Source organism: Pelagicoccus enzymogenes, from assembly GCF_014803405.1.
Lineage (GTDB): Bacteria > Verrucomicrobiota > Verrucomicrobiia > Opitutales > Opitutaceae > Pelagicoccus > Pelagicoccus enzymogenes.
This window is the reverse complement of sequence record NZ_JACYFG010000036.1, coordinates 171,531-185,033: the sequence shown is the minus strand read 5'-3', so window position 1 is coordinate 185,033 and position 13,503 is coordinate 171,531. Positions and strand designations below refer to the sequence as shown.

Annotated in this window: 10 protein-coding genes and 1 pseudogene; all 11 read left to right on the top strand. The window is 55.1% G+C overall.

Annotated features, from left to right (window positions below; all coding sequences use genetic code 11):
* Positions 1-40: 40 nt before the first annotated feature.
* The 11 genes and pseudogenes from IEN85_RS13130 (at position 41) to IEN85_RS13075 (ending at position 13,500) form a co-directional block, all read left to right on the top strand.
* Positions 41-199 carry a hypothetical protein gene (locus tag IEN85_RS13130; RefSeq protein ID WP_191617539.1) on the top strand — a complete coding sequence of 53 codons (159 nt, stop codon included), beginning with the start codon at positions 41-43 and terminating at the stop codon, positions 197-199.
* Between the two features lie 12 nt (positions 200-211).
* A pseudogene (locus tag IEN85_RS24975) lies at positions 212-718 on the top strand (hypothetical protein).
* Between the two features lie 248 nt (positions 719-966).
* Positions 967-3,030 (top strand): glycoside hydrolase family 127 protein, encoded by a 2,064-nt coding sequence (locus IEN85_RS13115; protein ID WP_191617536.1) that lies wholly within the window; start codon positions 967-969, stop codon positions 3,028-3,030.
* A 56-nt stretch (positions 3,031-3,086) separates the two neighbouring features.
* Positions 3,087-4,622, top strand: a complete 1,536-nt coding sequence (locus IEN85_RS13110; protein WP_191617535.1) for a purine-cytosine permease family protein — start codon at positions 3,087-3,089, stop codon at positions 4,620-4,622.
* A 6-nt stretch (positions 4,623-4,628) separates the two neighbouring features.
* The gene (locus IEN85_RS13105; protein ID WP_191617534.1) at positions 4,629-4,808 is read left to right on the top strand and encodes a hypothetical protein; all 180 of its coding nucleotides are present in this window, start codon (positions 4,629-4,631) and stop codon (positions 4,806-4,808) included.
* Between the two features lie 70 nt (positions 4,809-4,878).
* Positions 4,879-7,614 (top strand): alpha-L-rhamnosidase, encoded by a 2,736-nt coding sequence (locus IEN85_RS13100; protein WP_191617533.1) that lies wholly within the window; start codon positions 4,879-4,881, stop codon positions 7,612-7,614.
* A complete protein-coding gene (locus IEN85_RS13095; RefSeq protein ID WP_191617532.1) occupies positions 7,614-8,858 on the top strand; it encodes a ribulose-bisphosphate carboxylase large subunit family protein in 1,245 nt (414 codons plus the stop codon). Before IEN85_RS13100 ends, IEN85_RS13095 begins: the two co-directional genes overlap by 1 nt.
* A gap of 132 nt (positions 8,859-8,990) precedes the next feature.
* Positions 8,991-10,364 carry a four-carbon acid sugar kinase family protein gene (locus tag IEN85_RS13090; RefSeq protein ID WP_191617531.1) on the top strand — a complete coding sequence of 458 codons (1,374 nt, stop codon included), beginning with the start codon at positions 8,991-8,993 and terminating at the stop codon, positions 10,362-10,364.
* A gap of 13 nt (positions 10,365-10,377) precedes the next feature.
* Complete coding sequence (locus IEN85_RS13085; RefSeq protein WP_191617530.1) at positions 10,378-11,043, top strand: aspartate/glutamate racemase family protein; 666 nt, start codon at positions 10,378-10,380, stop codon at positions 11,041-11,043.
* 68 nt (positions 11,044-11,111) lie between these two features.
* Complete coding sequence (locus IEN85_RS13080; RefSeq protein ID WP_191617529.1) at positions 11,112-12,413, top strand: bile acid:sodium symporter family protein; 1,302 nt, start codon at positions 11,112-11,114, stop codon at positions 12,411-12,413.
* The gene (locus tag IEN85_RS13075) at positions 12,400-13,500 is read left to right on the top strand and encodes a Gfo/Idh/MocA family protein (protein ID WP_191617528.1); all 1,101 of its coding nucleotides are present in this window, start codon (positions 12,400-12,402) and stop codon (positions 13,498-13,500) included. Before IEN85_RS13080 ends, IEN85_RS13075 begins: the two co-directional genes overlap by 14 nt.
* Positions 13,501-13,503: the final 3 nt, after the last annotated feature.

Here is a 13,503-nt window from a genome sequence, read left to right as displayed (position 1 = left end):
TAGGTTCTCGAGTACTTGGACTTGGGCGTGCTATTATGAAATGAGGCGGAAGAGCGATGGCTCTTCCGCCTTTTGCCAATTGGTTCTGTATGCGATCGAAGCCTGCAGCAATCTGAGCGAGATGTATGTGGCAGCTGGCAAAAACGACCACTATGCGGAACGCATCCCGCTTGGGTTCTCGGCTCAGCGGTTGGAATAAACCTTCACGCTACTGCAGGATGCTGAGGTTGATTTGCATACCAACGTTTCGCCGACCCAAGATTTCAAGGCGGCCGATGGGCTGCACTTCGCGTTCGCGATCGATAGGGAGGATCCGCGCCTGGTGAATATCAAAAAGAGGGAAGTGGAGCCTGATTGGAAATACGCCGATTAGTGGAACCAGTCGGTTGGCGATCGCATCAGCGTCAGCGAACTCGGGGCAATGTCGGCCGGCACGCACACGCCCAAAGTATGGATGGTCGACCCCGGAGTCGTGCTGCAGAGTTTCGTGCTCGATGCAGGCGGTTTGTGCCCGAGAGCTGCTGCCATCTATCCCTGCAGCGCGGACCGGGTGGTGCCGAGCGAAGCGACACGTCCACCGGTCCCTCCAGAGATAGTAAAAATGGAGGGGCGACCTTGGCGTCGTCCGAGCTGCAAGGGTGATCTCCAGCGAAGCTCGTGCCTCGACTGCCTGTCCAATCGCGTTCGTAAACTGCGATTCTTCGTGAAACTGAAATGAAATAAGAAATTGTTTCCGGTTGTTTCATAAAAGTTCTTGTCATTCCTCTGCTGGCGTTTACTGACTCTTATTCTCGATAATCATAGGTTTGTCCGGTGACCGCTTTGGTAGGGCGGTCGCTGGGCGAGTTTGTGAAATAATACCCTGTTTCATTGGACGTTCGTGTCTCCTTTCGCTCCCTAATTTACTCCTGACGCAGCGACTCATCCGGTTCTGAAGGAATCGGTGGGGGAATCTGCCCAATTCACATGTTACAACGTACTATTGCCTCATCCTTGTTACTGCTTCCATTGGCCTTAGCTCAGGCCGGAGAGCGTTCCCTGGTAGACACTTCAGATTCGCCGCACGCGAAGATGTACATGGTGGACGTGGACGACGTGCAGTGGCGCGAGGGCTTTTGGGGCGAGCGCTTCGATGTGCTCAAGGAATCGATGATTCCCTACATGTGGGAACTCTTCCAGGACGACTACGAGAGTCACGCGTGGTCGAACTACTTGATCGCGGCTGGCTTGGGCAAGGGACGTCATGGCGAGGGGCGGTTTAGGGGGCCTCCTTTCAACGACGGGGACTTTCTCAAGTGGTTCGAGGCGGTAGTGAACGTCTATGCCTTGACCAAGGATCCGGAGCTGGACGCGTTGATGGATGAGATCATCGAGGTGGTCAGCAAGGCCCAGCGCGAAGATGGTTACCTGCACACGAAGGTCATCATTCCCCAACGCCAAGGGATCGCCGAGGCCAAGGAGTTCGAGGACCGCGAGCACTTCGAGACCTACAACATGGGTCATTTAATCACGACTGCCTGTTTGCATTACCGGGTGACTGGAAAGGAAAGCATGCTCGAGCTGGCCATCAAGGCGGCTGACTACATCGATGGGCTTTGTCGCGACGTGCCGGAGGATTTGGCCCGCAATGCGATTTGTCCCTCCCATTACATGGGCGTGATGGAACTGTATCGAGTAACTGGTGACGAAAAGTACAAGGAACTCGGAGCCCAGATGATCGAGATTCGCAGCTTGGTGCCGGAAGATATTGGCAGCGACCACAATCAGGATCGTGTACCTTTTCGCGAAATGGAGGAAGCGGTAGGCCATGCGGTACGGGCCAACTATCTCTACGCTGGCGTAGCGGACGTAGTTGTCGAAAACGGGGACTGGAGCTTGTTCGAGCCTTTGGAGAAGATAGCGGAGGACGTTGCCACGCAAAAGCTCTACATTACGGGCATGACGGGCGCGATCTACGACGGCGCGTCGCCGGACGGCTCCAAGAAGCACCATTCCATCAAGCTTGTTCATCAAGCTTATGGTCGCGACTACCAGTTGCCGAACTTGACCGCCTATAACGAAACCTGCGCCACCATCGGATACAATCTATGGAACTGGCGTATGCTTACCTTGACGGGGGAAGTTGGATATATGGATCTTTTCGAGCAAACCTTGTACAACGGAATTATGCCGGGGATCAGTTTGGAGGGAACCGAGTATTTTTATACGAATCCGCTACGTAAGCTGAAGGAATTCGATTGGCCGCTCCGCTGGGGCGTCACCCGCGCCCCGAATATTAAGAGCAGCTTTTGCTGTCCACCGAATGTCCTGCGTACGATCGCGGAAGTTCACAACCACATGTACTCGCTCTCCGACGGAGCCCTTTTCGTGAATCTCTATGGTGCCAACGATTTGGATACGCAGTGGAAAGACGGTCAAGCGGTGAAGCTTCGCCAGAGCACGAACTATCCTTGGGACGGGGCGGTACGTCTCGATTTTGAAAAGGCTCCCAAGTCCCAGTTTGCCCTGCAGCTGAGAATTCCCGAGTGGGTAAATCCGGAAACCACTCAAGTTGTGGTGAACGGCGAGAAGGTCGCCAGCGGCATCGAGGGAGGGCAGTACTTCGAGCTCAAGCGCAAGTGGAAGGAAGGCGACGTGGTAGAGCTCGACCTCGGCTTCGAAGTGAGCCTCTACGAATCGAATCCGCTAGTGGAGGAGACATTGGGCCAAGTGGCAGTCAAGTACGGTCCGCTGGTTTACTGTGTGGAGTCCAACGATCTACCGCAAGGAGTGGACTTGATGGATGTCGCGCTTTCCCTCGACGCAGCGGAGAAGGGCGTGGTTCTTGGCAGTAAGCAAATAGTGAATACGACCGTGACCACCGTGACCTTGCCCGCTTGGCACTTGAACAGCGAGGGCTGGGAATCGAAGAGCCTCTACCGCAAGGCCAGCAAGACGCAGGCGAAGCCGATCCAGCTCGAATTCGTGCCGTATTACGCTTGGGGCAACCGCGGCGACACAGATATGACGATCTGGCTGCAGTCACGCTAGCAGGCGGTATCTGAAAATTGATTTATCCTATAGTTCCTCAACCCCATCCCTAAAGTATGAGTAGTTCAGATACCCATAAACAGTCGTTGGTCGAACGTCTCGACGCGGTCAACGAGTTCGAGCGCGAACCCGTATCCAAGGACAAGTTACACGGTGCCAAGTCCTTTATCGCCATGTTCTCCAGCGAACACGTGGCGGGTACGGAATTCGTTTTGGGAACGCTGCTCGTACTGCATGGCGTTTCCGCCTTCGACGCGCTGTTTGGTCTCCTAGTCGGAAACATCCTCGCCGTCTTGAGCTGGGCCCTCATGTGCGCTCCGATCGCGGTGAAGGAGCGTCTGACGGTTTATTGGCAAATTCGCAAGATTGCTGGGCCGTATTTGACGGTGATTTACTCGGCCCTCTTTGCGGTGATCATGTGCGTGCTTGCTGGTTCGATGGTGGCTGTATCCACTACTGCTATCGCCCACCCCTTTGGCATTGAAAGCCCGAACTTCGCGGCGGGCGACGTGATACCGAGCTTGCCTTGGATGCTCGTGGCGTGCGGGGTAGGGGTGGTGATCGCCTTGCTGGCGATGTTTGGCTTCGAGAAGTTGGCTCACTTCGCCAAAGTATGCGCCCCGTGGATGCCATTGATTTTCGTAGGGGGAGCGGTGGCGTCCTTGCCAGCGCTGGGCGTTACGGGACCGGGTGATTTCATGGAAGCGGCCAAGACCAAGATTTGGACAGGAGTGCCCGCCGAGGGGGTATCCAAGTACGGCTTCTGGAGCTGCGTAGGACTTGCTTGGCTGTGCAACGTCTCCCAACACATGGGCATGGGTGACGTCACTATTTTCCGTTATGCCAAGAAGTGGTACTACGGTTTCGCTTCGGCCTTCGGCATGTTCATCGGCCACTATATCGCTTGGATTTGTTCCGGTATCATGTGTGCCGCCTTCTTGCAGCTCAATGGAGCTGGTTCAAACCCAAGCCCTGGCGGCATCGCTTGGTTGGGCGCGGGCTGGGCTGGCTTGGTGTGCGTCGTGCTTGCGGGCTGGTCGACAGCGAACCCGACCCTTTATCGCGCGGGATTGGCGTTCCAGGTGGTCACTCCGGGTTGGAGCCGTTGGAGGATCACCATGTTCGCTGGTGTCGGTATGATGGTGGCAGCCTGCGTTCCTGCGGTGACTTTCTACCTCGATATGGTGGTGGCTTACTACGGTCTCTTTTTCATGCCGCTCGGAGCGTTCATCTTCTTCGACTACTGGGTGTTCCCGAAGCTCGGTCTGCAACGCAACTGGGCAGAGCGACTTGGCCTTCTGGCAAGCTGGCCGGCTTTGGTGGGCTGGTTTGGTTCCTTCATCATTTGCTTCTTTCTTTATGCCAAGGAGGCTTATCCGAGTTTTGCTTGGGTGAACGATGTTTTGCCGAGCTTCTTGGCGAGCTACCAGCCGGACTTCTTCATGCAGGTATTGCCGGCATGGATACTTGCGGTGGTGCTTTACACGGCCTGCGCCACGATCCAGCAGAAACTCTATCGAGGCGTGGTTCCTCCGCTCAAAGGAAGCGGAGCCTCTGCCTCCGAACCTGAAGTCGAACTTGTAGCACGATAAGCGACCATGAAATCTGTATTGAAACTCATCTCCTATCTCGGGCTCGCGCTTTCGGTGGTCCCTTCTTTGCTCGTTTTCTCCGGCGCCATGGAATTCGAAAACCATTACAACTACATGTCTGTCGGTATGGTGCTCTGGTTCGCGACCGCGATCTTCTGGATCAAGCCTGACCAGCACGAAATGTAGGTCGAGAGTTGCTCTCGCGCGGTATTGCCGGCGGACCTGAAGCTCCGCGCTACGGAATTATCCCAGATTCATGTCATTCTCCCTCTCCATCACGTATCTACGGTGCGAATACTTGCGGAATCCGCTCGGTATCGATGAGCTTTTTCCTCGTCTTAGCTACGAGCTAAGAGGAGAGCGCCGCGGCGCTCGGCAAGTTGCTCGTCGTATCCTAGTGGCGAGTTCTCCTGCAAAGATTGATCTAGGCGAGGGCGACCTCTGGGATAGCGGGCGAGTCGAGTCTGCTCAGACATCCCAAATCGTCTACAAGGGTAAGTCTCTCCAATCTCGCCAGCTCTGCTTCTGGCGGGTGGAGGTTTGGGACGAAACGGGTGCCTGCCTGCGCTCGGAAGTTGCGCATTGGAGCATGGGGCTTTTGAAAAACACGGATTGGCAGGCGCGTTGGATCGCCGCGGACCCGCAGGTGATCGAACGGGATTCTGAAGCGATCGAGCCGACTTGGACCGATTGCGGTACGCCGGTCACTTTTCGCAAAGCCTTTTCGGTCGCAAAGCCGTTTTCGCGAGCAACCCTCTACTTGAGCGCTCGCGGAGTCGTGGAGGCTCGTATCGAAGGCAAGCGAGTAGGAGAGGATCTGTTTGCCCCCGAGTGGACCGACTATGACACGCGTATCCACTATCGCACATACGATGTCACCAAGTTGCTTTCCGAGGGAGAGCAGGCTATTGGCGTGATCTTGGGTGACGGTTGGTGGAGCGGTTATGTAGGCTGGCAAGAAACGCGGGGTCGCTACGGCGATTTGCAAAACGCGTTCGCGCTTCAACTCGAACTTGAATACGAAGATGGGGAAAAATCGATAGTCTCCAGTGATGCGGATTGGTGCTGCGATACAGGGGCTATTTTGACATCCGATTTCATGATGGGCGAAGTCTATGACGCCCGCCGCGAGCAGAGAGGCTGGGATACGGCGGGTTTTGGAGATGCTCATTGGTTGCCCGCCCAAACGATCGAGACGCCCCCCGTTGCGCTTTGCTCTCAGCGTTCGGAGCCGGTTAAGGTGGTTGAGACTTTTCAGCCGCTTTCCAAAACGGAAATTGAACCCGGTGTTTTCATTTACGACATCGGTCAGAACATTTCAGGCTGGGCGCGCATTCGTTTATCGCAGCCAGCCGGGACTTCGGTGTGTATCCGCTTTGCGGAACGATTGAAGCCGGACGGAAGCTTGTATGTAGAAAACCTTAGGCGGGCGAAGGCGACCGATACCTATTGTTGCCAAGGCGACGCGGAAGAGCGCTGGGAGCCGCGCTTCACCTTTCACGGATTCCAGTACGTCGAAGTTTCGGGACTCGCGGATCCGGGGGCTTTCGAAATCGAAGCGTGCGTGATTCATTCCGCAACCCCGCCTGCGGGCCAATTCGAGTGTTCCAACGATGACGTGACCCGCTTGTGGAAAAACGGGCTCTGGTCGCAAAAGGATAATTTCCTATCAGTTCCCACCGATTGTCCTCAGCGGGACGAGCGTCTTGGTTGGATGGGTGATGCCCAGGTCTTTCTGCGCACGGCAACCTACAACATGGACGTGGCAGCCTTTTTCACCAAGTGGATGGTCGACGTTTGCGACGCCCAAACGGAGGATGGGATCTTTCCGGATACAGCGCCGCGCTTGAGGGAAGGCGAAAACTTCGTCGGTCTCGACGATTTGGTCGGTGGTGCTGCTTGGGCTGACGCGGGTATCATTATTCCCCATACGCTTTGGAAGGTATACGGCGACACGCGGGTGTTGGAGAGGCATTGGGAGTCCATGGTAGCCTGGTTGGATTACCTCGAACGAACGAACCCGGAATATTTGCGGGTAAACGACCTGCGCAACAATTACGGCGATTGGCTGTGCATTCCTTCCGATCGGGAATTCCGCACCCATTCTCCGATGAAGAACCTTTTGGCAACCGCCTACTGGGCGGACGACGCCGCGAAAATGGCCGAAGTGGCTCAATGCCTAGGAAGACAGGAAGAGGCAAGGAGGTTTCAGATAACGTTCGAGAAGGTCAGATCCGCCTTCCAGGCTGAGTTCGTTAAGGAGGATGGCCACCTGACGGTTGAGACGCAGACGGCCTACCTGCTGGCTCTCTCGATGAACCTGTTGCCAGAGAGCTTGCGGAAAAAAGCTGCGGGACACTTGGTGGAAAATATTAGAAACCTCGGTTGGCATCTGAGTACCGGATTCGTGGGTATCCGCTTTTTGAATCCAGTACTCACCGAAGCGGGGTACCCGGACGTCGCCTACAAGCTTTTGTTGCAGGACAGCTATCCCTCCTGGCTGTATCCAGTAAAGCATGGAGCCACTACGATTTGGGAACGCTGGAACGGATGGACTGAAGAGGGTGGATTCTTCGATCCGCTTATGAATTCCTTCAACCATTATTCTTTGGGTTCGGTCGGGGAATGGTTGTTTAGCCATGTCGCGGGAATTCAGCTTGCGGCTGCCCAGCCCGGATTTGCCGAAGCGGTACTGAAGCCCTACCCGAGCGAAGCTCTCGCCTGGGTGAAGACGAGTTACGGCAGTCTGCACGGGACCTACGAAAGCGCTTGGGAGTACGGGGAAGAGGAGTGGATATGGCGATTCCGAATCCCCGCGAATGCTAAGGCAGAGGTTTGGGTGCCGAAAGGATCCGAAGGATCGGTTGATCTCGATGGATTGGAAGCGCTTTCCGAGCAGGAAAACTGGCTGCTTTGCCGAGCGGTATCCGGCAGCTACGAAGTCAAGGTGAAGGGACGCGTCGTTTGTGGTGCGAACGCTGTATTGAATTAATGGAACGCATTTACGCAGAATACTTTATCGAAACGCCTTTCCCTTTAGAGAAGGCTGCGGCGACGCTTGCGGGAGAGCAGTCCTCGGGTACTTTCGTGCCGGTGCCGGGCGAGACGGAGGAACTCAAGGCAAGGTTTGCGGCCCGCGTGGAATTGATCGAGGCTCTCGAGGTGGTTTCGACTCCCAGCATTCCAAGCGAGAAGCTTGCTCCGGGAAAGTACCAGCAAGCTCGCGTTCGAGTTTCATGGTCGATAGAGAATTTTGGATACAATCTGCCGACCTTGATTTCCACCTTGCAGGGAAACTTGTATGAGCTGACCCAGTTCACGGGCTTGAAGTTGATGGATCTGGAAGTGCCTGACTCCTATGCTACTCACTTCCGCGGACCGAAATTCGGAGTGGAAGGCTGTCGCCGTCTGACGGGAGTCGAAGGACGGCCTTTAATCGGTACGATCATTAAGCCGAGTATCGGTATGGCGCCAGCGGATACGGCGGAGATTGTGAAGGCATTGGTTGAGGCTGGAATCGATTTCATCAAGGATGACGAACTTATGTCCAGCTCGGCGAATTCCCCCTTTGCGGAGCGCGTTTCCGCTATCATGGCCGTTATCAACGAGTGCGCGGAGCGAACTGGGAAAAAGGTGATGTACGCTTTTAACGTCTCGGACGAGCTTGATGCGATGTTGAGAAACTACGAAACCGTAGTGAAGGCAGGGGGTACCTGCGCCATGGTAAGCCTCAACAGTGTCGGCTTGGCGGGCGCCAAGAAGATTTGCGACCAGGGAGCTTTGGCCATCCATGGTCACCGTAATGGATGGGGCATGATGAATCGGCATCCCTTGCTGGGGATCGAATTTCCTGCATACCAGAAGCTTTGGCGATTGGCTGGGGTAGACCAGATACATGTGAATGGCATCGACAACAAGTTCTGGGAAAGCGACGATTCAGTTGTTCGATCCATGGAAGCCTGCGGGAAACCTTTATTGGGCGGATACAGCGTTTTGCCGGTTGTGTCGTCAGGGCAGTGGGGCGGGCAAGCCTTCGAAACCTATCGTCGGGTGCCCACGGTCGACTTGCTCTACATGGCGGGCGGCGGAATCATGGGGCATCCGGGCGGCCCGAGCGACGGTGTACGAGCTCTGCAGCAAGCTTGGAACGGAGCGGTTTCAGGCTTGAGCTTGGAGGAAACGGCTGACGCGTATCCAGAGTTTGGAGCATCTGTAGAAAAATTTGGAAAGAAGTAAGGAACCACGGATGAACGCGAATGAACACGGATTTTTTCTCGGACGATTGATTTGTAGGAAGCGACCTTGCGTCGCGATATCTGCAATTGAAATCGCGGGGCAAGGCCGCTGCCTACTGGGAGTTTGTGCGCGATGACCCTGAAGCTTGCTTACTACGCCGACGATTTTACGGGGTCCACGGATGCGCTGGAGTTCCTGACACGAGCGGGAGCTCGAACGGTACTGTTTGTAAAGCCTCCAAGTGAGGTGACGCTGGGAAAGTACGGAGAGCTGGATGCAATCGGCGTGGCGGGGCTGACGCGGTCGATGACGCCGGACCGCATGGAAGAAAGGTTGCTGGAGGATTTTTCGTCGTTGAATGAGCTCGGTCCCAGGCATGTTCACTACAAGGTTTGCTCTACCTTTGATTCCTCGCCCGAGATCGGATCGATCGGTCGGGCTATCGAAGTCGGACGTCGTTTCTTTAAGAATCAATTGACTCCGGTAGTGGTAGGTACGCCAGCGTTGGGTCGTTACGTTGCCTTTGGGAACTTGTTCGCTCGCATGGGAATTGGTAGCCAAGGAAAAATTTTTCGCTTGGACCGGCATCCCTCTGCTAGGCGGCATCCAGTCACTCCTATGCGAGAGGCTGATTTGGTGAGGCATTTGCAAAGGCAGACTCGCAAATCGATTGGTTTGATCGATTTCAAAGAGTTAGAGTCGGACAACCCGTGGGCTGTTTACGAACAGCGAATCGCAGAGGGATACGAAGCAGTCGTTTTGGATACGCTGAGTGTTGGCCACTTGGATGTGATAGGGGACTTGCTGGACGAGCTTGCAGAAGCTCAATCAGTCTTTTCGGTTGGGTCCTCTGGAGTGGAAGTGGCTCTAGGATCCGTGTGGAAGCGAAGTGGAGCGCTTAGTGAGAAAGAAGCGTTTGAAGCGCTCGAGCCAGTATCGAATCTGCTCGTTGTTTCTGGTAGTTGTTCTCCTGTTACAGACTCTCAAATCGAGCACGCAACGCGCAACGGCTTTGCAGAGGTGGCTTTGGACACGAGTCTGCTCACGAGCGAAAACGGTCGCCAACAAGAGCTGAGCCGGGTTGTGGAAAAAAGTTGTTCTCATTTAGAAGCAGGTAGACCCGCTATCGTGCATACAGCCAGAGGGGCGGAAGATCCACGAATCACCCGGACGCAGAAGGCCTTTTCTGGGGGCAGGATTGGACGTCAAGAGCTCAAGGAGCGAAGCGGCGAGTGGTTTGGCAGCGCATTGGGAGAAGTTGCCAAGGAATGTATCCAAAGAACGGGGATCAAGCGATTGCTCGTCGCTGGGGGCGACTCCTCGAGCTTTGCAGCTCGGGCAATGGGTATCGAAGCGGTAGAGATGCTTGCTCCTTTATGTCCCGGTGCTCCGGTTTGCCGAGCCTTCGCTCCAGGGTCTCCGGTTGACGGCATCGAGCTGAATTTCAAGGGAGGCCAGGTGGGGGACGAGACCTATTTCTCCCAAGTGGCGAACGGGAAGATTTAAGAGGAAGATTGATATGAAAAAGAAAACCCTAGGATTTGTACATACTTCGGCTACCTTAGTTCCGATCTTTCAGGAGTTGAGCCAGCAGCATATCCCGAATGTGGATACGTTTAACATCGCGGACGACAGTTTGATCAAGGATGTCATCAAACGCGGCGAGATGACGGCTGGTACGGCGAGACGTGTCGTAGAGCATGTCGGATCAGCAGCGGCTGCGGGCGCGGATTATATTTTGGTAACTTGCTCTTCGATCGGAAAGGCCGTCGAAACGGCGGCGACATTGACAAACGTGCCTGTGTTGCGGGTGGACCAACCTATGGCTGACAAGGCAGTCGCTAGCGGAAAACGTATTGGCGTAATCGCTACATTGCCCACTACGCTTGAACCGACCGCCGACTTGGTACGTCGCCGCGCTGAAGTGGCTGGCAAGGAGATCGAATTGACGGAAACGCTTTGTGAGGGCGCTTTCGAAGCCTTGATGGGGGGAGATGCGGCAACGCATGATCAAAAGGTTTCGGTTGCCTTGAAGGCGTTGAGCAAGGAAGTGGATGTGATTTTGCTCGCCCAAGCGTCCATGGCGCGAGTCGTCGAAACGCTCTCGCCTGAGGATCGGAAGACGCCGATTTTGGCGAGTCCCGGAATTGCCATGGAATACTTGAAAGGGGTTCTCGGTGATTAGCCTGTATCTCGAAGAACCCTTTAGCGCAGTCTCGGGCTAAGGCTCGACGCGACCTTACGTTTTACCCCATGTTGTTTGCCCGAAAAATAAGCCTCTTCCTCGCAGGCGGTTCAGCTCTAGTTCTCGTTCTATCTCTGTTCAGTGTCATTGATTCTGGATACGCGTCTGCTAGCGGTTTGCTGCTGGCGGCTTTATTGGCGTTCGGACTGGGGGCGGTACCCTCCATGAAGGGGTACCAGTACACGGCTTGGATTGTCGCTGCGGTGGTGGGAGGCATGTTGTATCCAGATCGTTTTCTGCACTTAGGCGAATTCGACCTTCGCAACAAGTGGCTGATTTTGATTGTCGTGCAGTTGGTCATGTTTGGCATGGGGACGCAGATGTCGCTCAAGGATTTTGGCGGCGTGGCGCGGCAGCCTAAGGGAGTTTTGGTTGGCTTGCTCTGCCAGTTTACGATCATGCCGACTATGGGGTGGTTGCTGACGCGGGTCTTCGACTTCCCGTTGGAGATTGCGGCCGGCATAATTCTGATAGGATCGTGCTCTAGCGGCTTGGCGTCGAATGTGATGGCCTATTTGGCTAGAGCGAACTTGGCCTTGTCGGTCACCGTTACTGCGGTGGCTACGATCGTGGCTCCGCTCATGACTCCACTGCTGATGAAGGTATTTGCGTCGACGTTGGTTGAAGTGAAGTTCTTAGGAATGGTCATGACGATCGTGAAGATCGTACTGGCTCCTATCGGAGCAGCTCTATTGGCGGACTTTCTCCGCGGGGCTTCGTCTCGTTCCTTGTTCGCTTGGAGGTCGGTCGCAGCCGCATCCCTCGCATGGCTGGCGCTGCTTGCGGTCGTGGGATGGCCTTGGTTTGAGGAACGCTTGGGCGAGTCGGGCGCAATGTCCTTGAGTGTATTCGGTTTTTTTATGGCCGCCATCCTGTTTGGAGTGATCTACCACTCGTTGCTGAAGCACGCTCCGGGGATCGGGAAGGCGATGCCCTACTTTTCGATGTTTGGTATCGTCTATTTCACTACGGTTACGACTGCTGCGGGACGTGAGTCGCTGATGAGCGTGGGGCTGCTGTTGTTCGTGGCGGCAGTCATTCACAATGCGGCCGGATATTTTCTCGGTTACTGGTTTAGCCGGGCATTGGGCTTGGGGAAGAATTCCGCTCGGGCGATGGCCTTGGAAGTCGGATTGCAGAATGGAGGCATGGCTTCCGGAATCGCAGGCTCCATGGGGAAGTTGGGGACGCTTGGGTTGGCCTCTGCTGTATTCAGTCCTTGGATGAACATTTCTGGTTCGATTTTAGCAAACATTTGGAGCCGCAATCCTGTATATGACGATGCGGCTGTGTCTGATGAAAAACGTTAGAGAAAAGGAAAGGTTGGGCCTTGGAGTATTGGGCCTCGGGGAAGGACGCAGTATCATTTCTGCAGGAATGCAGAGCGAGATGTGGGACGTGGTTAGTCTGTGTGATCGAAACGAGGAGCTTTGCCGCGATCGTTGTCGGGAATTTGGCTTGAGCAGCTACACGACCCAATACGAGCGGATGCTGGAAAATCCGGATGTCGATGTCGTCGGTATCTACACCCCTGACCACTTGCACGCGGACCATGTGATTCAGGCATTGGACGCGGGGAAGCACGTTGTTTGCACGAAGCCGTTTATCGATAACTTGGAGCGAGCAAAGGACGTCTTGGAGGCGGTTGAACGAAGCGCCTGCAAAGTGATGGTAGGGCAAAGCTCGCGCTTTTTCGCGCCGTTCAAACGTCAACGGGAGCACTTCGACGAAGGACGTTTTGGGGAAATCGCGACGATCGAGTCTTATTACAACGCGGACCATCGCTGGTTTCTCAAGAAGGACTGGGCTCGTAACGATAGCTTCAAATGGCTCTACGGTTGTATTAGCCACCCCGGGGACCTGATTCGCTGGTACCTGCCGAACATCGAGGAAGTCTGCGGCTACGCTTACTTGAGCAACAACGGGAAGGCTCTCGGTCTCAAACATCCGGATACGTTTCACTACGTGTTGAAAACCGATACGGGAGTGCCGGCTCGCGTGAGCGGGACCTATTCCAGTCCGGTGGTTCCGAACCACCGGGACAGCAACATGAGTTGCATCTTGCGTTGCGACAACGGGGCCAGCCAAGCGGACTACTACGACTTGAGGTATGCCTATAAGTTGGACGGTCGCTCAGGCATGGAAACCTTTGAAGACTTCGACGGCTATTTTTTCCGCTTTGGCGGGCATTCTCACCATGCGGGCGAATATCAAAACTACATCGAGTACATCGCCCATTGCCTGCGTTTCGAAGAGCTTCCCAAGCCTGACGCTCGGGAAGGAATCGTGACGGTGGCTATGATGCAGGCGATGGAGGAGGCGTCCGATTCGGGAAGCCCGGTCAAGATTGCAGACCTCTTAAGGCGATACGGTTTGGAGGACCTCGTCGGCAATTGAGCG

What these genes read in the sequence shown, in the direction of transcription:
- IEN85_RS13130 (WP_191617539.1), top strand. Translation starts at nt 41, where the DNA reads ATGAGGCGGAAGAGCGATGGCTCTTCCGCCTTTTGCCAATTGGTTCTG.
- IEN85_RS13115 (WP_191617536.1), top strand. Translation starts at nt 967, where the DNA reads ATGTTACAACGTACTATTGCCTCATCCTTGTTACTGCTTCCATTGGCC.
- IEN85_RS13110 (WP_191617535.1), top strand. Translation starts at nt 3,087, where the DNA reads ATGAGTAGTTCAGATACCCATAAACAGTCGTTGGTCGAACGTCTCGAC.
- IEN85_RS13105 (WP_191617534.1), top strand. Translation starts at nt 4,629, where the DNA reads ATGAAATCTGTATTGAAACTCATCTCCTATCTCGGGCTCGCGCTTTCG.
- IEN85_RS13100 (WP_191617533.1), top strand. Translation starts at nt 4,879, where the DNA reads ATGTCATTCTCCCTCTCCATCACGTATCTACGGTGCGAATACTTGCGG.
- IEN85_RS13095 (WP_191617532.1), top strand. Translation starts at nt 7,614, where the DNA reads ATGGAACGCATTTACGCAGAATACTTTATCGAAACGCCTTTCCCTTTA.
- IEN85_RS13090 (WP_191617531.1), top strand. Translation starts at nt 8,991, where the DNA reads ATGACCCTGAAGCTTGCTTACTACGCCGACGATTTTACGGGGTCCACG.
- IEN85_RS13085 (WP_191617530.1), top strand. Translation starts at nt 10,378, where the DNA reads ATGAAAAAGAAAACCCTAGGATTTGTACATACTTCGGCTACCTTAGTT.
- IEN85_RS13080 (WP_191617529.1), top strand. Translation starts at nt 11,112, where the DNA reads ATGTTGTTTGCCCGAAAAATAAGCCTCTTCCTCGCAGGCGGTTCAGCT.
- IEN85_RS13075 (WP_191617528.1), top strand. Translation starts at nt 12,400, where the DNA reads ATGAAAAACGTTAGAGAAAAGGAAAGGTTGGGCCTTGGAGTATTGGGC.